Here is a 26,458-nt window from a genome sequence, read left to right as displayed (position 1 = left end):
GCTCGAAGTGCTCGGGACGCGGAGTGCCCTCAGACCCTGGGCACCCGCCGCATCGCCTCGGTGATCCCGATCGCCAGCAGCTCGTCGAGCCCGATGCCGCCGGCGCGCGCCATGACGGCGAGCACGCTCTGCGGCGAGAACGAGCAGTACAGGCTGGCCTCGAGGAACACCGGCCGGCCGGTCGGGTCGACGCGCAGGTCGAACAGCGAGTGGTCGCGACAGCCGAGCGCGACGTGGGCGCGCCGGGCGACGTCGTGCACGCGGGCCGTCAGCGGGTCCTCGGGGTCGACGAGCACGACGTCCGGGTCGTCCTTGGCCACGAGGCGCAGGCCGCCACCCTCCGCGGGGGCGAGCTTGTCGGCGTACCCCCGGATCGGGCGGACGTCGGCGTCGAGGCGGTACTCCTCGAGCGGCAGCCCGACGAGCTCGCCGTCCCGTTCGACGAGACCGCAGCGCACCTCCCGCCCCAGGGGCACGAACTCCTCGACGAGCACGCGGTCGGCGTGCGCCGATGCGGCCTCGAGCGCGGCGTCGTACTCGTCGGCGTGGCGCACCAGGGTGACGCCGAGCGAGTTGTCGGCGTCCTCGGGCTTGACGACCACCGGTGGTGCCACCGTAGGGCGCTCCCCGCGCTGCAGCACCTCGCCGGCGGGCACGGCGACCCCCGCCGCGGCGACCATCGCCTTCGCGGCCGCCTTGCTCGCCCCGATCGCCATGACCTCGCCGGTGTTGCCGACCAGCGGCACGCCCAGGACCTCGAACAGCGAGCGGTAGGACGTCATCCCGGGCCGGCAGAACATCTGCGGGAGCACGACGTCGGGGCGCAGCTGCCCGAGGTGGTGCAGCGCGTCCCCGGGGGCGAGCGCCGGCGCGGCGGCGATCGCGTCGGCGTCCAGCGTGGCGGGGAAGCGCCACCGCCCGTCGGGCGAGACGTAGGCGGGGACGGGCTCGTAGCGGACGGGATCGGCGGTGGCGGCGAGGCAGCCGCGGGCGTAGGTCAGGGACAGGTCGGCGTGGAAGTCGCTGACGGCGGAACCGGCCAGGTGCAGGACGCGGAGGGGCACGTCAGTCCCCGGCCGGCTCGACGAGCTTGCCGATGTTCACGTCGACGCGGATCCAGGGCCGGCCCGCGACGAGGTTCCCCAGCAGCAGCGACGGGATCTGCAGGTGGTGCAGCAGCAGGAACGGCAGGGGGTCGTCGAGGGAGAACACGGCGTCGGTGCCGGCGCGCAGGACGGCGAGGCGCTCCGGGATCGTCGACGGTCGGGAGAGCATCCGCCACAGCTCGTGGTAGAGCCAGTAGGTCGGGCGGCTGTCGGGACTCGGCGTCAGCGGCGGGCCGTCGACGTCGGTGAGGTACGCCCGGGCCAGGGCCCGCGCGTCCCGGTGGAACATCGTGATCGCCGAGTGGGTGCGCGGGTTGCACTCGAGGGCGACGAGGCGGCCGTCGGCGGTCTCGATGAAGTCGAACGACACCTGGCCGGTCACCCCGAGGGCGCCGACGAAGCGGCGGACCCACTCCTCGATCGCCGGCTTGTCGACCATCGCGTAGTTGAGCTGGAACGCCGACGACTCGCAGCACGCCCACACCTGCACGCGGCCCTCGCGGACCGTGCTGTGCGTGCAGTACTCCCGCCCCGGGGTGAACTCCTGGAGGATCCACGGGGCCTCGTCGGACATCGGCTTGCTCCGCGCCAGCTCGGCGGTCCGGGCCGCGGTGGGCCGCGGCAGCGTCGTGAGGTCGAGGCGGGCGACGGGGTCGTAGGGGACGCTCTTGAGGATCCACGGTCCGGGTTCCGCGTCGAAGTCGAACGCCTCGACCTGCGCGGGGTCGGTGACGCGGCGGGTGTCGGGCACCGGCAGGCCCAGCTCCTGCGCGGCCCGCGCGAAGCGGTCCTTGTCGTCGAGCGTGCGCAGCACCTGCGGGTCCGGGTGGAGCACCTCGCAGAACTCGCCGATCACCGGCTTGGCCAGCGCGTCGTGCCGGCTGGCGGCCGGGCTGCACACCGGCACCCACACGTCGACGCCCTCGGCGACGACGACGTCGCGCAGCGCCTCGGTGTACCCGGGCGCGCCCGGGGCCGGGACGACGTGGAAGGCGTCGACGGCCCGGGAGAAGCGGTGCCCGGTGAAGCGGTAGCGCGCCGACTCGACCATGACCACGCGGTGCCCGGCGGCGTGGAACGCCCGCGCGAGGGCCAGCGCCTTGGTCATCTTCCCGCCGCTGACCAGCACGGTCCGCGGTGCCGCGGCCGTGGTGCGGTGGGGCGGGTGCAGGACGGAGCGCACCAGCGCGGCCGCCGTCACAGCCAGCGTCACCGGCAGCGGCACGGTCAGCAGCGTCAGCGCGCCCAGCGTCCGCGGGGCGTGCCGGACGACGCGCCGCAGGCGCCCGGTGGTCACGCCGCGACCATGCCGCGGTGCATCACCCGGTCACCCGTGACGTCGCCGTGGTCGGCGCGGTGCAGGACGCACCCGTTGTCCCAGACGACGACGTCGCCCGGCGTCCACGCGTGGCGGAAGGTGTTGACCTCGGCGGTCGAGTGCTCGTAGAGGTACCCGATCGTCTGCCGCGCGGCCCCGCGGTCCATCCCGCTCATCGCGACGCAGCGCTCGGGGGTGGAGAGGTAGAGCGCGGTCCGGCCGGAGACCGGGTGCCGGCGGAAGACGGGGTGCTCGGCGCTGGTCTCGGGCCCGGCGTCCTCGGGGCGCAGGCCGCTGACGACGTGGGTGATCGTGCGGCCCGCGAGGTGCATCCGCACGTCGCTCGGCAACGTGTCGTAGGCGCGGTACTGGTTGGTGAACAGCGTCTCGCCCCCCGACGCCGGGATCGTCACCGCGCGCAGGGCGGTGTACTGCGGCGGCCGGGCGACGTAGCTGGTGTCGACGTGGAAGACGCTGCGCGGCGGCGTCGTGCGACCGACGTTGGAGACGACGTTGAGGTCCTCGAGGTGCTCGCGGCCGGGCACCGGCGTCTCGCCGACGGTGAAGGTGAGGTCGCCGAAGCGGCGCAGGAACGCCGCGAAGCCGTCGTCGTCGAGCGCGTCCTGGCCCGGCAGCACCAGGACGCCGTGCTCGCCCAGCAGGCGGCGCAGCTCGGTGACCTGCTCGTCGTCGAGGGTGGCGGCGTCGCTCAGGTCGAGGCCGCGGACCTCGACCCCGACGGGTCGCTGTTCGGTGATGTGCACTCCGGGGTCCCCTCTCGGACGCGACGGATCAGGGTCAGGCCGTCGCGCAGCGGCAGGACGACCTGCTCCACCCGCGGGTCGGCGGCCACCTCGGCGTTGAAGGCGGCGACGGCGGCACCGTTGGCGCTGGGCTCGTCGGAGCGCCACGGCTCGCCCTGCAGCAGGGTGTTGTCCACGCAGACCAGACCGTGCGGTGCCAGCAGGTCGGTGTCGAGCAGGGTGGCCACGTAGTGTGCGTACCCGCCCTTGTCGGCGTCGACGAACACGAGGTCGAACTCCTCGCCGGCCGCGGCCAGTGCGGCGAGGGTGTCCGCCGCGGGCCCGACCTCGACGGTGATGCGCCGCCCCGCGGTGGAGCCGGCGAACGACCGGCGGGCGAGCTCGGCGACCCCGGGGTCGAGCTCGCAGGCGACGAGGCGCCCGTCGTCGGGCAGGGCCTCGGCCATGGCGAGCGCCGAGTAGCCGGTGAACAGCCCGATCTCCAGCACCCGGCGGGCGCGGGTGGCGGCCACCAGCATCTTCAGCGCCTGGCCCTCGACGTGCCCGGAGAGCATCTCCTGCTCGAGGAAGACCGCATCGGGGTCGCGGCCGGCCCAGTCGTGGGCACGGGTCGCGGCGGCCAGCCGGGCCAGCGCGTCGGACTCGGGCGTGGTGCAGCGCTCGAGGTACGGGTCGAGGCCACCGGCGAGCTCCCGGGCGCGGCGCAGGTCGTCGCGCACCGCCGCGGGCACGTCCGGCCCGAGCCCGTCGGCGACCCGGTCGAGCAGGGCAGCGAGGATGCCGACCGGGGTCACCGGCCGCGCGCCCGCCACCCCGTCCGGTGGCGCGCTCATCGCCGGAAGGTGTCGAGCCCGGCCCCCGCACGCGGGAGCCCTGCGCACAGCTCCCGGTGCGCGGCCAGGGCCTCCTCGAGCTCCGCGGCGCCGAGGTCGTTGACGAAGTGGCACGTCCCGATGGGACGGGGCGTCGCCGCGCGCAGCAGCCCGTCGCGGGTCTGGAGGATCGCGTCGGTGGCGCGGCGCAGCAGCTCCGCGGTGAGCAGCGGGCTGTCGAGGGAGAGCCCGAGCCTGCTCATCAGCCCGAGGACGCGGTCGCGGTCGGACGCGGTGATGTAGCCGCGGCGCGCCGCGAGCGTCGTCGACAGGGCCATGTCGATGCTGATTGCGTGTCCGTGGAAGAACGGCTCGTCGCCGGCGAGCTCGAGCGTCGGGCTCCACGTGTGCCCGAAGGCGATGACGCGGTCGAGGTCGAGCTCCTGGAGGTTGGGCACCTCGAGGCGCAGCATCGTCTCGATGGCGTCGTAGGTCAGCCGGCGGGTGACGTCGCGCAGCTCCGGCGACCCCTCGAGGTGCCCGAACCGCGTCTCCAGGAGCTCCTCGCCGTACTTCTCGAGCAGCTCGAAGATGCCCTCGTCGCCGACGACCGCGATCTTGATGAGCTCGGCCATCCCGTTGCGCACCTGCTCGGTGGGCAGGGTCGCGAGGAACGAGAAGTCGAGGAACACCTGCTGGGAGGCGTGGAACGCGCCGAGGCGGTTCTTGGCCCTGCCGTGGTTGACGGCGACCTTGATGGCGACGCTCGCGTCGACCAGCCCGATCAGCGTGGTCGGGACGCGGATGTAGTTCGTCGCGCGGCGGAAGATCGAGCAGGCGAAGCCCGCGACGTCGGTGACCAGGCCACCGCCGACGACGAGCACGGGCTCGGTGCGCACCAGGCCGAACTCGCCGAACCCGTCGACGATCCGCTCGGCGGTGCGCATCGTCTTCTGTCCCTCGTCGATGGCGATGGGGAAGACGGTCAGCGCGATCCCGTGGTGGTCGAAGTAGGCCCGCATCGCGTCGCCGTGGAGCTCGGCGACGGTCGCGTCGACCACGGCGAGGCAGCGCCCGTAGGGCCGGTAGGCGTCGGCGAGGCCGGTGTTCGGCGGGGAGAAGACGCCGTCGGTGAGGACGAGCGAGTAGTCGATCTTCTGGTAGCCCTCGACGTGGAAGGCGGTCTCGGTGGCCGTGAGGGTGGGCTGGGCTGTCACCGGCTGGGCGGTCATGGGCGCGTGGTCTCCCGTCCGTGGTGTGTCACGGGCTCTCGGGTGCTGCGGGGCGGACGGGGGATCAGGCGGCGAGCTCGGCGACCTCGCCGGCGGCCAGCCGGTCGACGCGGCGGGTGGCGTCGGGGAACGCGGAGCCGGCGGTGTTCTCGTTGGGGAACGCGACGACGGTGACGCCCGCGGCCGCGGCGGCGCGCACGCCGTCGGGGTTGTCCTCGATCGCCACCGCGTCGCCGGCGTCCACGCCGAGAGCGTCGAGGGCGAAGGCGTAGGCGGCCGGGTCGGGCTTGGGCTCGTCGACGTGGTCGGAGGTCACGATGACGTCGAAGTCGCCCGCGCCCACGCCCGGCCCCAGGGCCTCGATGACCGCCTGGACGTTGTCGAAGGAGGTCGTCGTGACGAAGCCGACCTTCCAGCCGTTGCTCTTCGCGGCGCGCAGCGTGTCCAGGACGCCGGCCCGCGGGTCGACCCCGTGGGCGCGGAGCTCGTCGCGGAAGCGCTGGGACTTGGTCGCGTGCACGGCGGCCGCGTCGACGTCCTCGCCCCGGCGCTCGGCCTCCTCGGCGATGCGGGCCTGCCCGCCGGCGCGGTCGAGGCGGGACCGGTAGTCGTCGCGGTCCCAGTGCCAGTCGAGACCGTGCTCGGTGAAGGCCCGGTTGAAGGCCGCACGCTGGATCTCGGAGGTGTCGGCGACGCTGCTGATGGAGCCGAACAGGAGTGCCCTCACCGGGGTGTCCCTTCCTCAGGCGGGCGCGGGTGTCGCGCCGCGAAGCGGGTCCCCGGGGTGGGTGAACCGAAACGCTCCTCCCCGCGCCGCTCGGTGACCTGCGCCTCCGCCCGGGCCGGCACCGGCACCCGGCCGTCCGATTCAGTCGGCGTAGAGGCGGATCTCCAGCCCGTCGGGGTCGAACACGGGCAGGATCCTCCCGCCGTGCGCACCGGTCGCGACGTCGCCGTGGCGCTCGCCGAGCTCGTCCATCCGCGCCCGCCACTGCTCGACCTGCGCGCGCTCGGGGACGAGCAGCGCCAGCGGGTCGAACCCCGCGAGCGCGGCGGCGCGCGCGGGGTCCTCCCGCAGGGCGATGCCCGCGTCCCCGCCGGCGGGCAGGCGCAGCGCCACGCCCCGGACCACGCCGTCGTCGTCGGTGAACTCGAGCGCGACCTCGAGGCCGAGGACCCGCTCGTACCAGGCGCGGCTGCGCGCCAGGTCCGACACCGGCAGCTTGACGTGGTGGAAGCCGGTGACGGTGGCGGTCATGCGCTCATCGTGGAGGTCAGGCGGCCTTCTCGGTACTCGGCAGCGCGTCCTGGATCGCGCGCAGCTCCTGGGCCACGGTGACGAGGCCGTCGGCGTTGACGCGCCTGAGCTCCTCCAGCACCTGCTCGAGGAGCGTGTTCGTGGTCTCCAGGGCCTCGCGCAGCGGCGCGGTCCCGGCGATGTCTCCCAGCATGGTTCCTCCTACCGTCGGTACTCGGTACCGACGGTACCCGATACTCGCAGACAACACCTCCGCACCGGTCAGTCCTGCCGGTAGGTCTCCAGGAACCCGCCGATGCGGGTGATCGCGTCGTCGAGGGTCGCGGCGTGGGGGAGGGTGAGGATGCGGAAGTGGTCGGGCGTGGGCCAGTTGAACCCCGTGCCCTGCACGACCTGGATCTTCTCCTCGCGCAGGAGGTCGAGCACGAACTGCTCGTCGTCCTTGATCGGGTAGACGTCCGGGTCGAGGCGCGGGAAGGCGTAGAGCGCCCCGCGCGGCTTCACGCAGCTCACGCCCGGGATCGCGTTGAGCTTCTCGTACGCCCGGTCGCGCTGCTCGCGCAGCCGGCCGCCCGGCGCCGTGAGCTCGCCGATGCTCTGGCGCCCGCCGAGCGCGGCCTGGATCGCGTACTGCGCGGGGGTGTTCGCGCACAGGCGCATCGAGGCCAGCATCGCCAGGCCCTCGAGGTAGTCGCGCGCGTGCTGGCGCGGGCCGGTGACGACGAGCCAGCCCGAGCGGAAGCCGGCGACGCGGTGGGTCTTCGACAGCCCGGAGAACGTCAGGACGACGAGGTCCGGCGCGAGCGACGCGACGTCGTGGTGCACGGCGTCGTCGTAGAGGACCTGGTCGTAGATCTCGTCGGCCATCACCATGAGGCCGCGGCGGCGGGCGAGGTCGAGCAGGCCCTCGAGGACCTCCTTCGAGTACACCGCCCCGGTCGGGTTGTTCGGGTTGATGATGACCAGCGCCTTGGTGCGGTCGCTGATCTTCGCCTCGACGTCGGCGAGGTCGGGCATCCAGTCGGCCTGCTCGTCGCACACGTAGTGCACGGCGCGCCCGCCCGCCAGCGTGGCCACGGCGGTCCACAGCGGGTAGTCGGGCGCGGGCACGAGCACCTCGTCGCCGTCCTCGACCAGCGCCTGCACGGCCATGGAGATCAGCTCCGAGACGCCGTTGCCGAGGAACACGTCGTCGACGTCCACCTCCAGCCCGCGCGCCTGGTAGCGCTGCGCGACGGCCCGGCGCGCCGGCAGCACGCCGCGCGAGTCGGTGTAGCCGTGCGCCTGCGGGAGCATCCGGATCATGTCCTGGACGATCTCCTCGGGCGCCTCGAAGTCGAAGAGCGCGGGGTTGCCGGTGTTGAGGCGCAGGACGCTGTGGCCCGCCTCCTCCAGCAGGTTCGCCTGCTCGACCACCGGGCCGCGGATCTCGTAACAGACGTCGCGGAGCTTGTTCGACTGCCGGAACTCCACTGGCACTACCTCTCGCAGGTCGACTCCGCACGGCGCGGGGCCGTGCTCACGGTCTACCAAACGAGGACGCGCGGAGCGGGCACCCGGTTGTTCAACTCTTGGGTTGAATAAAGAGTCCTTCGGCGATACCGTCGCGTCCCGACCACGAACGACACAGGCGGGGGAGGCCGTGATGGCGGTGGTGCTGGTGGCGACGATGTCGCTCGACGGGTTCATCGCCCGTCCCGACGACTCGGTGGGCCCGATCTTCGACTGGTTCTCGGCCGGCGACGTCGACGTGCACGCCGGGGACGAGCAGCGCCCGTTCCGCACGGGGAAGGCGAGCGCGGACTGGGTGCGCGAGCAGTGGGGCCGCATCCGGTCGGGCGTCATCGGGCGCCACCTCTTCGACCACACCGGAGGCTGGGAGGGACGACCACCCGCGGGCGAGCACGTCGTCGTCCTCACCCACTCCGTGCCGACCGACTGGGCCCACTACGGCACCGCGCCCTTCACCTTCGTCACCGAGGGCGTCGAGGCCGCCGTGGCCATCGCGAAGGAGCGGGCCGGCGACGGCGACGTCTCGGTGACCGCGGGCGACGTCGGCGGTCAGGCGCTGGCCGCCGGGCTGGTCGACGAGGTGGAGATCGACCTGGCGCCCGTGGTGCTCGGACGGGGCAAGCGGTTCTTCGGCGAGGACGCCCCGGAGACCGTGCTCGAGGACCCGTACCTGGTCGTGCCCGGTCGCCGGGTCACGCACCTCCGCTACCGCGTGCGGCGCTGAACCCACCGGGTAGCCGACACCCATGAGCGATCGACTCGAGTTCTTCTTCGACCCGATCTGCCCGTTCTGCTGGGTGACGTCGCGGTGGGTCGTGGAGGTCGCGCGGCAGCGCCCGCTGGAGGTGACGTGGCGCCCGGTGTCGCTGGCGATCCTCAACGAGGAGATCAGCTATGAGGAGCGGAGGAAGGCCTCGCCCGACTACCCCGACAGCCACGTCCGCGGCCTGGAGATGCTGCGCGTGGTCCACGCCGCTCGGGAGGCGCACGGGCCGGGGGTGGTGGGCGACCTCTACACCGCGCTCGGCGGCCTCGTGTGGGATGCCGACCCGCCCGAGGGCGACGACTTCCACGCCGTCATGCACGAGATGGCCCGCCGGCGCGACCTGCGCCCCGCGCTGGAACGGGTCGGCCTGCCCACCGACCTCGCCGACGCCGCCGACGACACCGCCCGCGACGACGACCTGCGCGCCGAGACCGAGGAGGCCGCGCAGCGCTGCGGTGGCGGGGTGGGCACCCCGATCCTGTCGTTCAGCCCGCCGGACGGCCCGGCCCTGTTCGGGCCCGTCATCGACGCCCCGCCGCGGGGTGACGACGCCCTGCGCCTGTGGGACGCGGTGGCGACGCTGGCGCAGTGGGGCGGCTTCGCCGAGCTCAAGCGCACCCTGCGCTCGTTCCCGGACACGCCGCTGTCGCGGAAGCTCGCCCGCACCGGGACGACGGTCCGCTGACGCGCCGGGTCGTCGGGGCCCTCGCCCCGCCTGCCGGCTCCGCTCCTCGACGTGCTGTGAGGCGGGCTCAGGGCCGCCGGGCCCGCACGATCCAGGTGGCAGAGTCGTACCGCACGCCGTGCTCGTCGTGGTGCGCGGCGAGGTCGTCGCGCAGGGCGGCGATCGCGTCCTCGCGGGCGGCGGGGGAGAGGTCGGCGAGCAGCCCCGCCTGCTGGCCCGCCACGTAGCCGAGCGCGTGGTCGGGGTCGTCGCCGAACGTCATCGGCGCCCGGTGCCCCTCCAGCTCCACGTCGACGAGGCCGGCACCCTCGAGCAGCGCGCGCACCCCGTCGGGGTCGCCGAGCGAGAGCGGGCTCGGCCCCTGCGGCGGCGGGAACGCGACGTCGCGCCCGGCCGCGAGGATCGTCAGGAAGGAGCGGATCCACTCCTGCTGCTCGAGGCCCTGCCAGGTCAGCAGCACCATGCGTCCCCCGGGACGCAGCGCGCGGGCGAGGTTGGCGAACGCGGCGGGCTTGTCGGCGAAGAACATCGTCCCGTGCCGGCTGACCACCACGTCGGTGCCGCCGGGCGGGAACGGGTGCACCTGCGCGTCGCCCTGCTCGAAGACGGCGTTGACGAGCCCGGCCGCGGCGGCCCGCCGGGCCGCGATGGCGAGCAGGCGGGTGGACAGGTCGATGCCCGTGACGGTCGCGGGCGCCGCGCGCGGGGCGAGGTCGAGCGTCGTCTGCCCCGCGCCGCACCCGACGTCGAGCACCGACTCGCCGCGCACCACGCCCGCCGCCTCCAGGAACGGTCCGCGGTGCGCGGCGACGGCGGCGTCGAAGCGGTCGGCGTGCTCGGCCCAGAACGCCCCGGTGTCGCCGTCCCAGGCGTCCCGCATGGCCGCGTTGCCCGCGGCGACCTCGTTCACGGCAGCCTCCTCACGCCGGCCCCTCACGCCAGTTCCGCCGGCAGCCCGAACCGCGCGTGGTGCTCGGCGCCGATGAAGGAGGTGACCGCGGCGATCCGGTCGCCGCGCAGGGTGAGGACGTCGATCGACCACGGGCGGTGCGGCTCGTCGGCGGGCGCATCGGGAGGACGGAGGTAGGACGCCAGCGCGACCTGCCCGTTCGCCGTGACCTCGAGATGGCGCCACGACCCGCAGCCACCGAGCGGGACGGCGCGGGCGAAGGCCGCCACCGGACCGAGGCCCGCGTACCACTGCGCCATCGGCGGCATCGACCACGTGACGTCCTCGGTGAGCAGCGCGACGAGCGCCGCGGCGTCGCCCCGCTGGAGCGCGGTCGAGTAGCCGGTGACGACGTCGCGCAGCCGGGCGTCGTCGACCTCGCGCAGCGTCCGCTGCTGGGTGAGGTCCGGGACCTTCTCGGCGATCAGCTTGCGGGCCCGCTGCAGCGCCGAGTTCACCGACGCCGTCGAGGTGTCCATCGTCGCGGCGATCTCCGCGGCCGAGAACCCGAGCACCTCGAACAGCACCAGCGCCGCCCGCTGGTTGCCCGGCAGGTGCTGCAGGGCGGCGACGAACGCGAGCTCCACGGCCTCGCGCTCCTCGACCCGCGCGCCCGGCTCGTCGGGGTACGGGCCGAGCCACGCGACCTCGGTGACCGGGACGTCGCCCGTCACCGTCCGCTCGCTCGCCGGCCCGAGGTCCATCGGCAGCGCCCGGCGGCCGCGCGCGTCGACGAGGTCGAGGCACACGCGCGTGGCGACGGTGTACAGCCACGTGCGCAGCGAGCTGCGCCCCTGGAAGCCGCCGAGCCCGCGCCACGCCTTGACCAGCGCGTCCTGCAGGGCGTCGTCGGCGTCGTGGGCCGACCCGAGGATGCGGTAGCAGTGCGCGTGCAGCTCGCGCCGCAGCGGCGCGACCAGCCGGCCGAAGGCGGCGTCGTCCCCGTCCCGGGCCAGCGCGAGATCGCCGTCGACGTCCCGGACCGTGGTCTCGCTCACGCCCTAGGAGTCTGCCGCAGCGGGCCTCTCGGGATCCCGTCCCCGCTCGAAGTCGTCCGAGGCCTCGTCGAGGAAGAGCGAGATCGCGGCGGGCATCGACTCCCGGAACGTCGCGAGCAGCGCCTGCGCCGCGACCGGCTGCAGGGCGCCGACGACGTCGCGGACCTGCTGGGCGCGGTCGGCGGGCAGCCCCTCGCCGACGTACTCGGCCCACACCGTGCGCCGGAACAGGTCGACGAACCGTGCGGTCACGGCGCCGACGTGGGTGGTCAGCTCCTCGCGCATGACGATGAGGTCGGTGGCGGGCATCCCGAGGCGCACCGCCTCCGCGCCGGCGCGGACCAGCCCGGGGTTGGGGATGCGGGCGCGCCCGTCGCCGAGCTCGACGATCAGCCCGGCGTCGACGAGCGCCCGCCACGTGTCGTCCCCGACCTCGACACCGAGCCAGCCGGGCAGCTCGGTGGCCGCCATCTCCAGCGCGGGCTCGGGAGCCCAGGGCGCGAGCATGTGCAGGTACTGGGAGAGCGCCTCCTCGGCGGACTGGCGCGGGGTCGCCGTGACGAGCCGCTCGATCGCCGACAGCGAGAAGCCCTGCTCCTGGAGCTGGGTGATGAGCTCGAGGCGGGCGAGGTGCTCCGGGCCGTAGTAGCCGGTGCGACCCTGGAGGCGCGGGGCCGGGAGCAGACCGCGGGCGGCGTGCGCGCGGACGTTCCGGATCGTCATGCCCGCCCGTCGGGCGAGCACGTCGACGGTCATGTCCTGCGTCGACCGTCCCTCGTCGCCCGTGTCCACCGCCCTCCACGCTACTGATCGCCCTTCGTGACACCTCGGGGCGACATATGACACGTGATCGTGTTTCATGACGCGGGTCACGGGACATCCCGGGGCAACGCACCGGTAACTGTGACGGCCGGTTCCGGGTACCAGAGGTACCGTGTAGCGTGGTGGAGGTGAGCGACGTGACCGAAGGCCAGACCCCCGGCCGACTCCCCGGCGGTGTGCGCCGTCTGCGCAAGGTGGCCTCCCGGTTCACCACCCCGCTGCTCCCCGACGACTACCTGTCCCTGATCAACCCCTTGTGGTCGGCCCGCGAGCTGCGCGGGAAGGTCGTCAAGGTGGTGCCCGAGACCGAGGACGCGGTCACCCTCGTCATCAAGCCCGGCTGGGGCTGGTCGTTCCAGCACCAGGCCGGCCAGTACGTGGGCATCGCGGTCCAGGTCGAGGGGCGCTTCCACTGGCGGTCCTACTCGCTGACCTCGCCGCCGAAGAAGGACCAGGGCCATCTCTCGGTCACGGTCAAGGCGATGCCCGAGGGCTTCCTCTCGAAGCACCTGGTGGAGGGTCTCGAGCCCGGCACCATCGTGCGTCTCGCCCCGCCGAAGGGCGAGTTCGTCCTCCCCGACCCGCCGCCGAAGAAGATCCTGTTCCTCACCGGCGGAAGCGGCGTCACGCCGATCATCGCGATGCTGCGCACCCTCGATCGCCGCGGCACGATGCCCGACGTCCTCGTCGCGCACTCGGCGCCGGACGAGGACAGCCTGATCTTCTCCGACGAGCTCGACCGGCTCGCCGAGAAGCACGAGAACCTGCGCCTGCACAAGCAGTACACGCGCGCCGACGGCCACCTCGACCTCAAGAACCTCGCCGACCTCTGCCCCGACTGGCAGGAGCGCCAGGCCTGGGTGTGCGGCCCGAACGCCCTGCTCGACGAGGCCGAGCGCGTGTGGTCCGAGGCCGGGCTCGACGAGGCGCTGCACCTCGAGCGCTTCTCGGTCGACCTCGCCGGCGGCGAGACCGAGGGCGGCACGGTGACCTTCAGCCAGTCCGGCAAGGACATCGAGATCGACGGCGCCACCACGCTGCTCGAGGCCGGTGAGCAGGCCGGCCTCCAGCTCCCGTTCGGGTGCCGCATGGGCATCTGCCACACCTGCGTCGTCCCGCTGCGCCAGGGCGTCGTCCGCGACCTGCGTGACGGCACCGAGCACCGGGCCGACGGGTCCGGCGGCGCCGACTGGGACGCGGTGAAGGTCCAGACCTGCGTCGGTGCCGCCGCCGGCGACGTCGTCCTCGACGTCTAGCCCCGGCGTCTAGTCCTGACGTCCGGTCCCCGTCCCCCGCAGTCAACGCCAGCACGGTCACCAGTCCCCTTCGGAGAGGAACCGAGACATGGCCATCGCCGACGTCAAGGAGTTCGCCCACCTCACTGAGGCGGACGTGGAGGCGCTCGGACGCGAGTTCGACCAGATCCGCGCCGACTTCGAGGAGAAGCTCGGCGAACAGGACGCCGCCTACATCCGGCGACTCATCACCCTCCAGCGCCGCCTGAACGTGGCCTCCCGGGCGATGCTGTTCGGCAGCCACCGTCGCGAGCTGTGGTGGGCCGGTGCGCTGACGCTGGCCGTGGCCAAGATCCTCGAGAACATGGAGATCGGCCACAACGTCATGCACGGCCAGTGGGACTGGATGAACGATCCGGAGGTCCACTCGGCGACGTGGGAGTGGGACAACGTCTGCCCCGCGGACCAGTGGAAGCACTCCCACAACTACCTGCACCACACGTACACGAACGTGATCGGCAAGGACAAGGACGTCGGGTACGAGATCCTCCGCGTCCGCTCCGACCAGCCGTGGCACCCGTACTACCTGACCCAGCCCGTCGTGAACGCGATGCTGATGCTGGCGTTCGAGTACGGCGTCTCGCTCCACGACCTCGACATCGACGGCCTCGTCAAGTGGCAGCTCGAGGACCCGGAGGAGTTCAAGAAGAAGTTCCAGGCGATCCTGGTCAAGCAGGCCCGCCAGATCGGCAAGGACTACATCCTCTTCCCGGCGCTGACGGGCAAGAACTTCCGCCCGACGGCCACGGCCAACCTCACGGCCAACCTCATCCGCAACATCTGGTCCTACGCGATCATCTTCTGCGGGCACTTCCCCGACGGCGCCGAGGTGTTCACCGAGGAGGAGCTCGAGAACGAGACGCAGGGGGAGTGGTACCTGCGCCAGCTGCTCGGCTCGGCCAACTTCACCGGCAACCGGCTGATGCACGTCATGTCCGGCAGCCTCGGCTACCAGATCGAGCACCACCTGTACCCCGACCTGCCGTCCAACCGGTACCCGGCGATCCAGGAGCGCGTCCGCGCGCTGTGCGAGAAGTACGACCTGCCCTACACCACGGGCTCGTTCCCGAAGCAGTTCTGGCAGGCCACGCGCTCCATCTGGCGGCTGTCGCTACCCGCGAAGAAGATGCGCGAGGCGTCGGAGAAGCGCCAGTCGCTCGGGCTCCCGCGCTACCGCGGCGCCGTGCCGTCGACCGGCGACCAGACGCCGCAGGCCGCCCAGACCCCGCCGGCCCCGGCCAACACCCCGGGGCACCCGGACCCCAGCGGCTCGCCGTCGGCCTGAGGCCACTGGCGCGCCCGCTCGGGCTCAGTGCCCGAGCAGGCCGCGGACCAGACCGGGGGAGGGGTTGGTCCACACTCCCGAGGGGGCGACGACCGTCGGCGTCGTGACGTTCCCGTCGTTCGTGCGCCGGACGACGGCGGCGGCGTCGGGGTCGGTGGAGACGTCGACCCAGCGGGCCCGGCCCGCGACGCCGATCAGGCCGAGACGCAGCAGCACGCACCAGCTGCAGCCGGGCTTCCAGTAGATCGTCGTCTCCCCGGCCTCCGGGGGGCGCGTCTGCGGGTACGGCGCTGGTGAGATCAGGACTGCGACGAGGAGCAGCGGGACGGCCCAGACCAGCCCGATCGCGAGGCCGTCGTCGGTGACACGGACGACGGCCGTCACGACGGCGGCCACCGCGAGGGCGGCGGGCGCGGCCCATCGGCGCAACGTTGTGCCCATGAGGGCACGGTATCGGTCGGTCCGATCGGGCCGAGGTCTCAGGACCCCAGCGCGAGGACGTTGCAGACGTCCCCGCGCGGGCCGGTGCCGGTGAGGCCGCGCTGCGAGCGGATGCGCTCGGCGAGGTACTCGGCGTCGCGCCCGACGCCGGAGAAACGGCCCGAGCCCCAGGTCCACAGCCAGGGCAGGCCGAGGAAGTACAGGCCCGGCGAGCTCGTCACGCCGCGGGCGTGGGCGGGCGCGCCGCGACCGGTGAAGACCGGCACGTCGACCCAGCGGAAGTCCTGGCGGAAGCCGATGCACCACACCACCGAGGTGATGCCGGTGTCGGCCAGACGCAGCTCGGTCGTCTCGGTCCGCGGCCGCCACACCGGCGTGTAGCGCTCCTCGACGGGCGCGTCGACCTGCTGCTCGGCGATGAACTTGTCGATCGTGTCCTTGATCGACTCGGAGACCTCGTCGGCGTGGTCGAGGCGCGCGGTGAGGTCGGCGTCGAAGTGCAGCACACCGTCGCGGTGGTCGGTGAGCAGGCCGTAGAGGCGCATGCCGTCGCGGGCGTGCGCGCGCAGGTCGATGTCGCGGCCGCCGTCGCGGCCGGTGACGTAGTGGTTGGCCTGGGCCCGGACCGCCTCGCGCCGCGGGTGCTCGGTGACGGGCATGTCGTAGTAGCCCATCTCGGCGAGCCAGTCGGTGACGTCGCGGCCGCGGTAGAACCGCGCGACCCGCGGCGCGTCGCCGACGACGAGGTGGACCTGCCGGTCCTCGAGGTGCAGGTCCTCCGCGATTTGCGCCCCGGACTGGCCGCTGCCCACAACGAGCACCTCGCCGGGCGGCAGCTGCGCGGCGCGCCGGTAGTGGTGCGACTGGACCTGCGTGATCCCGGCCGGGAGCGGCTGGGACAGCGGCGGGGTGATCGGCGTGTGGTAGCCGCCGGTGGCGACGACGACCTGGTCGGCGGAGAGCTCGCCGACGTTCGTCGAGACCCGGTACGTGCCGCGCTCGTCCCGGGCCAGGCGGGTGACCTCGACGCCCTCGACGACCGGCGGGTCGACGAACGCCCGGTACGCCTCGAGGTAGTCGACGATCTCGTGGCGGACCATGAAGCCGTGCGGGTCGTCGCCGGCATAAGGGAAGTCGGGGAGCTGGCACTGCCAGTTGGGCGTGACCAGGCAGAACGTGTCCCAGCGATAGGTCTTCCAGGAGTGCGCCACCTCGGCGCGCTCGAGCACGAGGTGGTCGATGCCGCGGCGTCCCAGGCACCGGCTCATCGACAGCCCGGCCTGCCCGCCCCCCACGACGACGACCGGCCAGTGCCCGCCCGACAGTTCCATGATCGCTCCCCGCGTCGCCTCGCCGTCCTCCTCACGATCGGCGGGGTCGATTGCGGGGTGATTGCCTCCGGACTGCGCGCTCGTTGCCGCGTGTAACGGCTCAGGACGAGACCGGCACCGGCGCCCTCCGGAGCTCCGGGATCACCTCGCGGGCGAAGATCTCCGTGTTGCGCTGGACCATGTCCGCCGGCATGGCGCCGATCGTCAGCATCGCCATGAGCTGGCCGAACCCGAGCTCGTCGCGCAGCTCGCAGAGCTTGTTGCGGACCTGCTCGGGGCCGCCGACGACGACGTAGCCGAGGTCGATGAGCTCCTCGTACGACAGCTCGGGGAACGCCTTCATGTTCGCCTTGAGCAGGCCCTTCATGGCCGCCGGGGTCATGTACCCGGGCGGGAAGACGATCTCGAGGCCCTGGCGCAGGCCGCGGTGGAAGAGCCACTCGACGTACGGGCGCGCCTCGCGGTGGGCCGACGCGTCGTCCTCGCCGACGAACACCGGCAGCGCCATCCCGATCTTCTCGGGCTCCGGGACGTGGCCGAGGTCGGCGGCGGCGCTGCGGTAGCCGTCGAACCACGTCTTCACGACCTTCGTCGGGGCGTAGACCGAGACGTAGGTGTAGTGGTTCTCGGCGACCCAGCGCATCGTCTCCGGGCTGCCGGCGCCGGGGACCGCGATCGGCGGGTGCGGCTGCTGCAGCGGGCGCGGCCAGATGTTGACGTAGCGGTACTCGTAGTGCTCGCCGTACCAGCTGAACGGGCCCGGCTCGGTCCACGCCTTCTTGATCAGGTCGTGGGCCTCGTTGAAGCGCGTCCGCGAGTCGGCGGGGTTGATGCTGTGGCCGAAGTGCTCCCAGCCGATCCCGCGCACGAAGCCCGAGAGCAGCCGGCCCTTCGTCAGGTGGTCGAGCATCGCGATCTCCTCGGCCACCCGCAGCGGGTTGCCGCGCAGCGGGATCGCGTTGCCCAGCACCATGATCGTCGCCCGGCTCGTCCGGCGGGCCAGCGCCGCGGCCATGATGTTGGGCGACGGCATCGTCCCGTAGGCCGACTGGTGGTGCTCGTTGACGACGATGCCGTCGAAGCCCACCGTCTCCGCGTACTCGAGCTCGTCGAGGTAGCGGTGGTAGAGGTCGACGCCGATCGCCGGGTCGAAGTGGGAGTTCGAGAAGGTCAGCGACGGCGAGGGGTACTTCTCGACGTCGTCGAAGTCGTCGGGCAGGTACGGGTACGGCATCAGGTGGAAGAAGTTGACCTTCACGACGACCTCCCCAGGAACTCCACGACGGCGGCGGTGACCTCGGCGGGTCTCTCCCCGTGCAGGGCGTGCCCGCAGTCCTCGACGACCTGCAGCTCGGCGTCCGGGATGCGCTCGGCGTAGCGCTGCGCGTGCGCGCGGGGGACCAGGCGGTCCTCGCCCGCGGCGAGCACGAGGGTCGGCGCGCTGATCCGGTGCAGGCGTCGTTCGAGCTTCGGGTCGTTGAGGAACGGGTGCCAGCCGAAGCGGGCCAGGGCGCCGAGGTCGCGGTAGGTCGCGAGGATCTGGTCGGTGGTGGGCGGGATCGAGAGGGCGGCCGACACCAGATCCTCGTCGTGGAACAGCGCGCGCATCAGCTGCGGCGGGTTCATGAGGAAGAGGTCCGCCACCGGCGCCTCGGGGATCCGCAGGCCGACCGCGGCCCCGAGCACGAGGCGGCGGACGCGCTCGGGGGAGTGCATCGCGAGCTCCGCGGCCACCCAGCCGCCGAACGACATGCCCACGACGTCGACCTGCGCGAGGCCGAGTCCGTCGAGCAGGTCGAGGTAGTGGTACACGAGGTCGTCCACGGTGTGGATCTCGGGCAGGTCGTCGGAGAGGCCGAAGCCGGGGTGATCGGGGGCGACGAGGTCGCCGCCGGCGGCGAGCCCGAGCTGCAGCGGACCCCACTCGTTCGCGCCGCCCGCGGAGTGCAGGAGGAGCACCGGGTGGCCCTGCCCGGCGCGGCGGTACGCGATCTCGCCGCTGCCGGCGTCCCTGCGTCGGATCGCCGGCGTGGCCGGCTCGGCGTCGGTGACGGTCATGGACCCTCCTGGTCAGGACGCGCCGGTTCGGGTCAGGATGTGACTGCGGACACTACGAAGCGCGCCGCACCCCGCACGATCCGTTGACCGCCGGCGTCGGCCGGTTCCTGCAGCGGATCCCTCTCCTCCGGGGGGACAGTGATGTCGCTCGCCTTCACCGAGGACCTGGCGCGTCCGGACCTCGGCGACGCGGACACCGTCGACATCCGCACGCCGCACCCGTCGCTGGCCCGCTCGCGGACCATGGAGTTCCTCGGCTGCGGACACGCGATGACCGTCGACGGCGACGCCGACGACTTCGACGCCGCGGTGTCGTGGCGGCGGGTCGGCGAGGTCGGTGTGCTGCGCTCGCGCTACCGCGCGCCCGTCACCGTCACCTGCACGCCACCGATCCCCTGGGTGACCGTCAGCTTCGTCCCGCGCGGGGCGGTGTCGTTCGCGGCCGCGGGACGGACCACCACCGGCGACCACCGCCGCGGCGTCGTCCTCGACTACGCCGGGCGCGTCGACATGCGCTGGGGCCCGGGCACCGAGCAGTTCATGGTCGCCATCGGGCGCGACCGGCTCCAGCGCGGGCTGCGGACCCTCGTCGAGGACGCCCCCGACGCGCCGCTGGAGTTCGAGCCGGGACTCGAGGTCGACGGCCCTGGGCACGCCGTGGTCGGGGCGGTGGCGAGCCTGCGGGCCCTGCTCGCGCACTCGCCCGGGCCGCCGCCGGCGGTCCTGACCGGCGAGGTCGAGCACGCCGTCGTGACGGCGCTGCTGCTCGGGACCCGGCACAACCACCGGGAACGGATCTTCCGCCGGTCCCCGCCCGCGCCGCCGCGGGTGCTGCGCCGGGTGCTCGAGCTGGTCGACTCCGCCCACGACCGGACGCTCACCGTCGCCGACCTGGCGGCCCACGCCGGCGTCAGCGAGCGCGCGCTGCACGCGGCCTTCCGCCGCGAGCTCGGCACCACCCCCATGGCCCACCTGCGGGGGCGCCGCCTCGAGGCCGCGCGCGAGGAGCTGCTCGCCGCCGGGCCGGGCGACGGGGTCGCGGCGATCGCGATGCGGCACGGGTTCGCCCACCTCGGGCGGTTCGCGGCGGCGTACCGGGCGAGGTTCTCCGAGGCGCCGTCGGCGACGCTGCGTCGCTGACGGCGCCTCAGAGGTCGACGAGCACGATCCCGACCGTCACCACCGCGGCCGCGACCACGCGGCCGCGCCCGAAGCGCTCGCCGAGGAACACCGTGCCGAGGAGCGCGCCGACGACGATGCTCGTCTCGCGCAGGGCGGCGACCGCGGCGGTGGCCCCGCTGGTCTGCGCGACGAGCACGAGCCCGTAGGCGGCCAGCGAGACCAGGCCGCCGCCGAGGCCGGCGAGGAGGACGCTCCGATCGAGCCTGCGGAGCCGTCGTCCCCGGCGTGCCAGGGCGATCACCGGCAGCACCGGCCCCTGCAGCAGGAACATCCACGCGGCGTAGACGGGCACCGGGGTGGTGCTGACGGCGGTGGCGTCCACGACGGTGTAGGCGGCGATGCCGAGCCCCGTCGCCAGCGCGGCGCCGAGGGCGGGCAGCGAGGTGCGGGAGATCCGCCCGCCGTCGAGGGCGAGGCTGAGCAGGCCCAGCGAGATGACGCCGACCCCGACGAGCTGCAGGGTGGGCACGTCCTCGCTCCGCGCGAGCTCGACCAGCGCGACGACCCAGGGCGCGGTCCCGCGCGCGACGGGGTAGACCTGGCTGAACTCGCCGAGCTGGTAGCTCCACCAGAGCAGCAGCACGTAGACGACGTGGATGCTCGCCGAGGCGAGGATCGCCGGCCAGGCCGCGGCCGGCGGCAGGCCCAGCGCCAGCGCGACGCCGCCGCCGACCACGACGTAGGTCGTGCCGATGAGGGCGAAGCCGACCAGGCGGTCCGGGATGCCGTGGGCGACGGCGTTCCACGCCGCGTGCAGGAACGCGGCGAGCAGGGTGAGGGTCGTGATCGCGGGTGTCACCGAGGAGGCTCCCTGGTGTCGCTGCCCGCCCGGAGGCGGGCACGTCGAACAGGAGCCCTCGGGGCTTCTCTCCCGTCAGGTGTTGACCGGCCCGGACCGTGGGTCGGGGGCGGCCGTGGCGCCGCTCGGTCCAGACCCCGGCCGTCCCTGGTTGTGGGTCGGGTGGCGGGAGGCGGGCGGAACCCTAGGCGCAACCACGTGCTGGGACGGGACCCTCACCGCGCGGAGCCGGTCGTTCGGTGTCGGTGTGACTGGTATCATCGAACACGTGTTCGACACGGGATGGATGGCCGCGGCGGAGGAGCCGCGTCCCTCTGCCGTGCCGTGCTGGTTCTCGCGGTGGGTCCCGGGGCCCGAGCTCGCGTCGGCGCTGGAGGGCTCCGAGCCCGTCGACCTCGCCGACGACGAGGGCTACGACGCCGCCGAGCGGCTCGCCGGCTGGGAGGCGATCGTCAACTGGGCGACCGGCCGGCTCCACCGCGAGACCGCTCACTACCTGCAGGCGTGCGAGGCCCGGGCGCGCGGCGCCGGGCGGGGCGAGCTGGCGTCGCAGGCCGTGGCGATGGAGGTCGCCACCCTCGCCCGCATCTCGCCGCGCTCGGGCGAGATCCGTATCCACCAGGCGGGCACGCTGGTCGAGCAGCTGCCGTGCACGCTCGCCGCACTCGAGGACGGGCGCATCTCCCTCGGGCACGCGCGGGCGGTGCTCGACCAGGTCGAGCTCTGCGATCCCGGCACCGCCCGCGCGGTGGACGCGGAGCTGTGGGCGCGGCCGGCACGCGACCGCACGCCGGCGCAGCTGCGCGACGTCGTCCGCCGGATCGTGGCCCGCCTGGATCCGGACATGGTCCGCCGGCGCCCCGAGCAGGCCCGGAAGACGCGGGAGCTGCGCTACTGGTCGGAGGACCACGGGGCCACCGGCGTGATCCAGCTGCGCCTGCCCGGCGACGAGGCGCGCGGGGTCTACTCGATCATCGACTCCCTGGCCCGCGCCGCCGGCGACGCCCTGGACGGCGAGCAGCGCACCCTGGCGCAGAAGCGCGCCGACAGCGCCCGCGACCTGGTGCTCGACGGCGCCACGGGTGGTGGCGACTGCTGCTGCGGTGCCGCCGCCGGCGACGGCGCGGCGGGCGGCGGTCGCGCGGCCGGTGGCGTCCCGGCTACAGGCGACGCGGCAGGTGACGACGCGGCGGACGACGGTGCGACAGGCGACGCGGACGACCGCCACGACGTCGGCGCGGGGGACGTGCCGGGCGCCGAGGACACTCAGAACGCCGAGGACGACCCGACCGGAGACGATCGGGCGGCGGGCGGGCCCGCGGAGCGCGGGGCACCGCGATCCGGCGCCGAGGACGCGCGCGACCCGGTGCGCGGGCTCCGGGCGGGGCGGCGGTCGCCGGTCCGGGCCGAGGTGCGGGTGACCATCGGGTGGGACGTGCTGGCGGGGTTCTCCGACCGTCCGGCCGAGCTCGAGGGGCACGGCCCGATCCCCGCCGACATGGCCCGACGCCTCGCGTCCGGCCCGGAAGCCTGGTGGCGCCGGCTGCTGACCGACCCGGTCACCGGCACCGCCGCGCACCTCGACGCCCGCCGCTACCGACCACCCGCGTCGATGCAGGACTTCGTGGGGGCCCGCGACCTGACGTGCGCGGCGCCGGGGTGCCGGGTGCCGGCTGCGCGGTGCGACCTCGACCACGTGGCGCCGTACGAGCACCACCGTCCGGGCGGGGGCGGCGGGCCGACCCGGAGCGACACGTTGAAGCCCGCCTGTCGCCGGCACCACCGCATCAAGACGCACGGAGGGTGGTCGGCGACGCTCGGCCCCGACCCGGACGGCGGCAGTGCGCCCGTGATCACCTGGACGTCCCCGTCGGGCCACCGGTGGTGGGTGCGCTCGCCGGCGCTCGACCCGCCGGCGTGGGAGCGCGACGGCGTACCTGACGGCGCACGTCATGATCAGGGTGACGATGCCGGCGGGGCAGCAGGCGGCGAGGTCGACGGCTGGCCGTCCGACATCGACTCGTGGCGTCGCCGCGAGGCGAACCGTCGCCCCACGGACCCGGGTCGGCGGGCGGGTTGAGGCATCGGGCCCTCGGACCGACGCTCCCGCACACCGGGAGCCCCTGCTGCGCCGCGAATGCCGTCGGGTGAGGCTGGCGGGGTGCGGACGGACGTGGTCGTCGTGGGCGCCGGGCCGGCGGGGCTGGTCCTCGCGTGGCTGCTGCAGCGGGCGGGTGTGGCGACGACCGTCGTGGAGGCCCAGCCGCACGACCAGCTCGGCAAGCTCCCCAAGGCGGGCATCGTCGAGTACCGCACCGCGGCGCTGCTGACCGCCGAGGGACTGGGCGGCGCGGTCCTCGACTTCGCGGCGGAGAACCACCGCTGCGAGTTCCGCACCGCCGACGAGTCGGTGCTCGTCGACTACGGCGCGCTCACCGGGGGACGGCCCCACTACGTGTTCCCGCAGCACGAGCTCGTCGCCCGGGTCGCGGCGTCGTTCCTCGACGAGGGCGGCAGGGTGCTCTTCGAGCACCGCGTCACCGGCATCGAGCAGGACGCCGACGGCGCCCGGGTGACGACGACCGGGCCCGACGGCGAGCAGGAGCTCCACGCCGAGGTGGTGGTCGGGTGCGACGGCGCGGGCAGCGTGGTGGCCCGGTCGCTGGCCGGGCACGTCACTTCGCACGACCGTCGCCACCCCCAGCGCTTCCTCGTCATCAGCGCCGCCATGCCGCCCCTGGTCGGCCACACGATCTACGCGGCCCACCCGCGCGGCTACGCCGCCCACATGCGCCGGCTGCCCGAGGTCACCCGCCTCTATCTCGAGGTCCCCGGCGACCAGGGCCCCGCCGACTGGTCGCACGACCGCATCCGCGAGGAGGTCGGCCGGCGCCTCGGTGCCGACCTCGGCGGCGTCGAGCTCCCCGAGGTCGACGTCCTGGACCTGCGCACCCGGGTGACGACGCCGATGCAGCACGGCCGGGTCTTCCTGGTCGGCGACGCGGCGCACCTCATCACGCCCGCCGGCGGCAAGGGCATGAATCTCGCGATCTTCGACGCCGTGGAGCTCGCTCACGGGCTGGTCGAGCGCTTCGGCCCGCAGCGGGACCCCGCCCGCAGCGAGCGCTACAGCGCGACCCGGCTGCCCGCGATCTGGCGCACCCAGGCGTTCTCCGACTGGTTCCTGCGGATCATGACCGCCCCGCCCGGCGCGGGCGACGAGCGCGACGGCTTCGGGCTCGGGCTGCGCGAGGGCTGGGTGTCGTCGCTGCAGCGCGATCCGCTGCTGCGCCGGTGGTTCGCCCACTCCTACGCGGGTGTCGACCCGCAGCACGCCTAGCCACCGCGGGGGCGGCCACAGCAGCCGCCGGGCGGCCGCGGCAGCCGCTGCCCCCCCCGGAGCCTCAGGCGCCGTGCGTCGCCCCCGAGTGGTAGTCGGTGTACTGGTACGGGTTGTCGAGGATGGTCGTCTCGGGGATGTCCGGGTTCATCCCCTGCCGCCAGGCCTCCTCGCCGAGCTCGCCGCGCAGGTGGTCCACGGTCTGCTCCACCGCGCGCCGGGCCGCGGCCAGGTCGACCCCGACGAGGCGGTGGTCGCGCTTGACGACCCGCCCGTCGACGAGCACCACCTCGACGTCGCCGCGCTGCGCCTGGAACGCGACGTGGCCGTGCGGGTGCAGCAGCGGGAACATCGCCGGCGAGTGCTCGTTGCGGATCAGCACCAGGTCGGCCTTCTTGCCCACCTCGACGCTGCCCAGGTCGTCCTCGCGACCGAGGGCACGCGCCCCGCCGCGGGTCGCCATGTCGACGACGTGCTCGGCGCGCAGGGCGGCGTGGGTGACGGTCTCGCCCTTGGCGTGGGCCTCGAGGTGCTCGCGGGAGCGGTCCGCGCCCAGCGTCGTGCGCATGGCCGTGAACAGGTCGCCGCTCCACCACACCGAGGTGTCCATCGACAGCGACACCGGGATGTCGTGGCTGCGCAGCACCCAGGTGGGCGGGTAGCCCTGACCGGCGCTCTGCTCGCTCTCGGTGGACACCGACACCGAGCCGCCGGTGGCCGCGATCCGCTGGTAGGAGTCGGCGGACAGCGTCGCGGCGTGCACGTAGACCGTGTCCGGGCGCGTGAAGCCGTGCTCGTGCATGAGGCGGATGCCGTCGTCGTTGGTCGCGCCCCAGACGCCGGCGTGGGTGGTGACGGGCAGGCCCAGGTCGCGGGCGACCTCGAACGCGGGCTTCTCCGGGAACGACGGGTCGCCGGTGACGTCGAAGGCGAGCTGGAAGCCCTCGACGTCGCCGCGGCGGCGGTCGAGGAAGTCGCGCAGCTCCGGGGTCGCGGTCCAGTTCTGCGGCGCGTCCTGGATGTTGCCGTAGGCGAGCACGAAGCGGCCCGGGACGGCGGCGAGCGCGTCGACCGCGGCGTCGGCGTGCTCGGTGCTCTGCAGGCCGTGGGACCAGTCCACGCAGGTGGTGACGCCGGCGTCGACGGCCTCGATCGCGGCCAGCAGGTTGCCCGCGTGGACGTCCTGCGCGCGGAAGCGCCGGCCCCAGTCGAGGTAGTACCAGACGAAGTACTGGGTGAGCGTCCAGTCGGCGCCGTAGCCGCGCATCGCCGTCTGCCACATGTGCCGGTGCGTGTCGACCATGCCCGGCATGACGATCCCGTCGCGCGCGTCGATCTCCTCGGTGCCCGCCGGGACCTCGAGGTCGACACCGATCGCGGCGATGCGGTCGTCGACGACGAGCACGTCGTGGCCGGAGAGCACGGTGTGCGCGGCGTCGACGGTGAGCACCGTGCCGCCCCGCAGGACGACGGGACGCCGCTCGGCGGCGGGCTGGCTCATGGAGCGCTCCTCGGTGGGACGTCGCGGACAGGCGTCCGGCAGACGGTCGGATGACGTGGGTCACCTTCGTCCGCCGATGGTCGCGTTGTCAACGACCGCGCCGGGAGGAGGCCCGGGAGCCCGCCGCGGTCGTGCTGTCCGTCCAGCGGTCGCAGCGGCTACAGTGCCGCGAGCCAGGTCGTGGAGGGAGGCGCCGTGCCGCGGGACGGAGCGGGGCCCGACTTCATCGAGGCCCTCGCGCGCGGGCTGGACGTCATCACCGCCTTCGGCGCCGAGCGCCCGGTGATGACGCTGGCCGAGGTCGCGACGGCGACCGGGCTCGCGCGGCCGACGGCGCGGCGCATCCTGCTCACGCTCGCCGAGCTCGGCCACGTCCGCGCGGTCGAGCGCGGCTACGTGCTCACGCCGCGTGTGCTCGACCTCGGCGTGGCCTACGTCGACGCGCTGGGCCTGTGGGAGGTCGCGCGCCCGCACCTCGAGCGGCTGGTCGAGCGCACCGGCGAGTCGTGCTCGATCGCGCAGCTCGACGGCTCGGACATCGTCTACGTCGCGCGGGTCGCCGTCCCGAAGATCGTCGCGCTGAGCGTGCAGATCGGGACGCGCTTCCCGGCCCTGCCGACGTCGCTGGGCAAGGTGCAGCTCGCCGCGCTCCCGCCCGACGAGCTCGAGCGCGTCCTCGCCGAGCCCACCCGCTCGGGCCTGACCCCGCGCTGGCGGCCCGAGCCCGACGAGCGCGACGCCGTGCTGCGCGAGGTCCGCGCCCGCGGCTGGGCGCTGACCGACGAGCAGCTCGCCCCGGGCATCCGCTCGGTGGCTGCGCCCCTGCGCGACGGCGAGGGCCGGGTCGTCGCCGGCGTCAACGTCAACTGCCACGCCGCCGAGACGTCGGTGACGCACCTCCTCGAGCACCACCTGCCGCTGCTGCTCCAGGCCGCCGGCGACATCTCCGCCGACTTCGCCCGGCGCGCCGCGCTCCCGCGCCGGACGCTGCCGGCGTCCTGACG

Annotated in this window: 26 protein-coding genes; 8 read left to right on the top strand and 18 right to left on the bottom strand. The window is 73.9% G+C overall.

The window, feature by feature from the left end:
• Positions 1–29: 29 nt before the first annotated feature.
• From ACYX4T_RS13435 to ACYX4T_RS13395, 9 genes are all read right to left on the bottom strand, one after another.
• Positions 30–1,064 (bottom strand): D-alanine--D-alanine ligase family protein, encoded by a 1,035-nt coding sequence (locus ACYX4T_RS13435; protein WP_476014992.1) that lies wholly within the window; start codon positions 1,062–1,064, stop codon positions 30–32.
• Between the two features lies 1 nt (position 1,065).
• A complete protein-coding gene (locus ACYX4T_RS13430) occupies positions 1,066–2,403 on the bottom strand; it encodes an ATP-grasp domain-containing protein (RefSeq protein WP_476014991.1) in 1,338 nt (445 codons plus the stop codon).
• Complete coding sequence (locus tag ACYX4T_RS13425) at positions 2,400–3,188, bottom strand: TauD/TfdA dioxygenase family protein (protein WP_476014990.1); 789 nt, start codon at positions 3,186–3,188, stop codon at positions 2,400–2,402. Before ACYX4T_RS13425 ends, ACYX4T_RS13430 begins: the two co-directional genes overlap by 4 nt.
• Positions 3,134–4,021, bottom strand: a complete 888-nt coding sequence (locus ACYX4T_RS13420; RefSeq protein WP_476014989.1) for an O-methyltransferase — start codon at positions 4,019–4,021, stop codon at positions 3,134–3,136. Before ACYX4T_RS13420 ends, ACYX4T_RS13425 begins: the two co-directional genes overlap by 55 nt.
• On the bottom strand, positions 4,018–5,232 hold the full coding sequence (locus ACYX4T_RS13415) for a sedoheptulose 7-phosphate cyclase (protein ID WP_476014988.1): 1,215 nt from the start codon (positions 5,230–5,232) through the stop codon (positions 4,018–4,020). The genes ACYX4T_RS13420 and ACYX4T_RS13415 overlap by 4 nt, the downstream gene beginning before the upstream one ends.
• 64 nt (positions 5,233–5,296) lie before the next feature.
• On the bottom strand, positions 5,297–5,959 hold the full coding sequence (locus tag ACYX4T_RS13410) for an HAD-IA family hydrolase (protein WP_476014987.1): 663 nt from the start codon (positions 5,957–5,959) through the stop codon (positions 5,297–5,299).
• 141 nt (positions 5,960–6,100) lie between these two features.
• On the bottom strand, positions 6,101–6,490 hold the full coding sequence (locus ACYX4T_RS13405) for a VOC family protein (protein WP_476014986.1): 390 nt from the start codon (positions 6,488–6,490) through the stop codon (positions 6,101–6,103).
• A 16-nt stretch (positions 6,491–6,506) separates the two neighbouring features.
• A complete protein-coding gene (locus ACYX4T_RS13400; protein WP_476014985.1) occupies positions 6,507–6,683 on the bottom strand; it encodes a hypothetical protein in 177 nt (58 codons plus the stop codon).
• 68 nt (positions 6,684–6,751) lie between these two features.
• Positions 6,752–7,963 carry a pyridoxal phosphate-dependent aminotransferase gene (locus ACYX4T_RS13395; protein ID WP_476014984.1) on the bottom strand — a complete coding sequence of 404 codons (1,212 nt, stop codon included), beginning with the start codon at positions 7,961–7,963 and terminating at the stop codon, positions 6,752–6,754.
• A 169-nt stretch (positions 7,964–8,132) separates the two neighbouring features.
• Here ACYX4T_RS13395 and ACYX4T_RS13390 point away from each other — a divergent pair, with 169 nt between their 5' ends.
• A complete protein-coding gene (locus tag ACYX4T_RS13390) occupies positions 8,133–8,726 on the top strand; it encodes a dihydrofolate reductase family protein (protein ID WP_476014983.1) in 594 nt (197 codons plus the stop codon).
• A 22-nt stretch (positions 8,727–8,748) separates the two neighbouring features.
• Positions 8,749–9,453 carry a mycothiol-dependent nitroreductase Rv2466c family protein gene (locus tag ACYX4T_RS13385; protein WP_476014982.1) on the top strand — a complete coding sequence of 235 codons (705 nt, stop codon included), beginning with the start codon at positions 8,749–8,751 and terminating at the stop codon, positions 9,451–9,453.
• Positions 9,454–9,520: 67 nt separating this feature from the next.
• Here ACYX4T_RS13385 and ACYX4T_RS13380 read toward each other — a convergent pair whose 3' ends face one another.
• From ACYX4T_RS13380 to ACYX4T_RS13370, 3 genes are read right to left on the bottom strand one after another with little or no spacing between them, the layout of a single operon-like run.
• Positions 9,521–10,363, bottom strand: a complete 843-nt coding sequence (locus ACYX4T_RS13380) for a class I SAM-dependent methyltransferase (RefSeq protein WP_476014981.1) — start codon at positions 10,361–10,363, stop codon at positions 9,521–9,523.
• A 23-nt stretch (positions 10,364–10,386) separates the two neighbouring features.
• Complete coding sequence (locus ACYX4T_RS13375; RefSeq protein WP_476014980.1) at positions 10,387–11,400, bottom strand: sigma-70 family RNA polymerase sigma factor; 1,014 nt, start codon at positions 11,398–11,400, stop codon at positions 10,387–10,389.
• Positions 11,401–11,403: 3 nt separating this feature from the next.
• Positions 11,404–12,192, bottom strand: coding sequence for a MerR family transcriptional regulator (locus ACYX4T_RS13370; protein WP_476014979.1), 789 nt, complete (start codon positions 12,190–12,192; stop codon positions 11,404–11,406).
• Positions 12,193–12,359: 167 nt separating this feature from the next.
• Between ACYX4T_RS13370 and ACYX4T_RS13365 the strand changes: the two genes are divergently transcribed.
• Positions 12,360–13,478: a ferredoxin reductase gene (locus ACYX4T_RS13365; RefSeq protein WP_476014978.1), complete on the top strand. Its 1,119-nt coding sequence runs from the start codon at positions 12,360–12,362 to the stop codon at positions 13,476–13,478.
• 88 nt (positions 13,479–13,566) lie between these two features.
• Positions 13,567–14,802 (top strand): fatty acid desaturase family protein, encoded by a 1,236-nt coding sequence (locus ACYX4T_RS13360; protein WP_476014977.1) that lies wholly within the window; start codon positions 13,567–13,569, stop codon positions 14,800–14,802.
• 24 nt (positions 14,803–14,826) lie between these two features.
• Here the strand turns inward: ACYX4T_RS13360 and ACYX4T_RS13355 are convergent, their stop codons facing one another.
• The 4 genes from ACYX4T_RS13355 to ACYX4T_RS13340 all read right to left on the bottom strand — a co-directional run bounded on the left by ACYX4T_RS13355 (position 14,827) and on the right by ACYX4T_RS13340 (position 18,632).
• Positions 14,827–15,243, bottom strand: coding sequence for a glutaredoxin family protein (locus tag ACYX4T_RS13355; protein ID WP_476014976.1), 417 nt, complete (start codon positions 15,241–15,243; stop codon positions 14,827–14,829).
• Positions 15,244–15,281: 38 nt separating this feature from the next.
• Entirely contained in the window at positions 15,282–16,574 is a 1,293-nt protein-coding gene (locus tag ACYX4T_RS13350) for an MSMEG_0569 family flavin-dependent oxidoreductase (RefSeq protein ID WP_476014975.1), read from the bottom strand.
• A 100-nt stretch (positions 16,575–16,674) separates the two neighbouring features.
• Positions 16,675–17,832 (bottom strand): LLM class flavin-dependent oxidoreductase, encoded by a 1,158-nt coding sequence (locus ACYX4T_RS13345; RefSeq protein WP_476014974.1) that lies wholly within the window; start codon positions 17,830–17,832, stop codon positions 16,675–16,677.
• Complete coding sequence (locus ACYX4T_RS13340; protein WP_476014973.1) at positions 17,829–18,632, bottom strand: alpha/beta fold hydrolase; 804 nt, start codon at positions 18,630–18,632, stop codon at positions 17,829–17,831. The genes ACYX4T_RS13345 and ACYX4T_RS13340 overlap by 4 nt, the downstream gene beginning before the upstream one ends.
• A 141-nt stretch (positions 18,633–18,773) precedes the next feature.
• Between ACYX4T_RS13340 and ACYX4T_RS13335 the strand changes: the two genes are divergently transcribed.
• Positions 18,774–19,772 (top strand): helix-turn-helix transcriptional regulator, encoded by a 999-nt coding sequence (locus tag ACYX4T_RS13335; protein WP_476014972.1) that lies wholly within the window; start codon positions 18,774–18,776, stop codon positions 19,770–19,772.
• Positions 19,773–19,779: 7 nt separating this feature from the next.
• On the opposite strand, the gene ACYX4T_RS13330 is transcribed toward ACYX4T_RS13335, so the two are convergent.
• On the bottom strand, positions 19,780–20,613 hold the full coding sequence (locus tag ACYX4T_RS13330) for an EamA family transporter (protein WP_476014971.1): 834 nt from the start codon (positions 20,611–20,613) through the stop codon (positions 19,780–19,782).
• Positions 20,614–20,881: 268 nt separating this feature from the next.
• On the opposite strand from ACYX4T_RS13330, the gene ACYX4T_RS13325 reads away from it, so the two are divergent.
• Together ACYX4T_RS13325 and ACYX4T_RS13320 are read left to right on the top strand one after the other, a co-directional pair.
• The gene (locus ACYX4T_RS13325) at positions 20,882–22,693 is read left to right on the top strand and encodes an HNH endonuclease signature motif containing protein (RefSeq protein WP_476014970.1); all 1,812 of its coding nucleotides are present in this window, start codon (positions 20,882–20,884) and stop codon (positions 22,691–22,693) included.
• 81 nt (positions 22,694–22,774) lie between these two features.
• A complete protein-coding gene (locus ACYX4T_RS13320) occupies positions 22,775–23,953 on the top strand; it encodes an FAD-dependent monooxygenase (protein ID WP_476014969.1) in 1,179 nt (392 codons plus the stop codon).
• A gap of 64 nt (positions 23,954–24,017) precedes the next feature.
• Here ACYX4T_RS13320 and ACYX4T_RS13315 read toward each other — a convergent pair whose 3' ends face one another.
• Positions 24,018–25,454 carry an amidohydrolase family protein gene (locus ACYX4T_RS13315; protein ID WP_476014968.1) on the bottom strand — a complete coding sequence of 479 codons (1,437 nt, stop codon included), beginning with the start codon at positions 25,452–25,454 and terminating at the stop codon, positions 24,018–24,020.
• A 195-nt stretch (positions 25,455–25,649) separates the two neighbouring features.
• Between ACYX4T_RS13315 and ACYX4T_RS13310 the strand changes: the two genes are divergently transcribed.
• On the top strand, positions 25,650–26,456 hold the full coding sequence (locus ACYX4T_RS13310) for an IclR family transcriptional regulator domain-containing protein (RefSeq protein WP_476014967.1): 807 nt from the start codon (positions 25,650–25,652) through the stop codon (positions 26,454–26,456).
• Positions 26,457–26,458 lie beyond the last annotated feature (2 nt).

This window comes from Actinomycetospora sp. ABD4_176, assembly GCF_056311855.1.
The sequence above is the reverse complement of the archived record's forward strand: the minus strand, read 5'-3'. Positions and strand labels throughout refer to the sequence as shown.

Coding starts and splice junctions, on each gene's coding strand:
- ACYX4T_RS13420 (WP_476014989.1), bottom strand. CDS start 4,021: ATGAGCGCGCCACCGGACGGGGTGGCGGGCGCGCGGCCGGTGACCCCG.
- ACYX4T_RS13415 (WP_476014988.1), bottom strand. CDS start 5,232: ATGACCGCCCAGCCGGTGACAGCCCAGCCCACCCTCACGGCCACCGAG.
- ACYX4T_RS13405 (WP_476014986.1), bottom strand. CDS start 6,490: ATGACCGCCACCGTCACCGGCTTCCACCACGTCAAGCTGCCGGTGTCG.
- ACYX4T_RS13400 (WP_476014985.1), bottom strand. CDS start 6,683: ATGCTGGGAGACATCGCCGGGACCGCGCCGCTGCGCGAGGCCCTGGAG.
- ACYX4T_RS13385 (WP_476014982.1), top strand. CDS start 8,749: ATGAGCGATCGACTCGAGTTCTTCTTCGACCCGATCTGCCCGTTCTGC.
- ACYX4T_RS13360 (WP_476014977.1), top strand. CDS start 13,567: ATGGCCATCGCCGACGTCAAGGAGTTCGCCCACCTCACTGAGGCGGAC.
- ACYX4T_RS13355 (WP_476014976.1), bottom strand. CDS start 15,243: ATGGGCACAACGTTGCGCCGATGGGCCGCGCCCGCCGCCCTCGCGGTG.
- ACYX4T_RS13350 (WP_476014975.1), bottom strand. CDS start 16,574: ATGGAACTGTCGGGCGGGCACTGGCCGGTCGTCGTCGTGGGGGGCGGG.
- ACYX4T_RS13340 (WP_476014973.1), bottom strand. CDS start 18,632: ATGACCGTCACCGACGCCGAGCCGGCCACGCCGGCGATCCGACGCAGG.
- ACYX4T_RS13335 (WP_476014972.1), top strand. CDS start 18,774: ATGTCGCTCGCCTTCACCGAGGACCTGGCGCGTCCGGACCTCGGCGAC.
- ACYX4T_RS13315 (WP_476014968.1), bottom strand. CDS start 25,454: ATGAGCCAGCCCGCCGCCGAGCGGCGTCCCGTCGTCCTGCGGGGCGGC.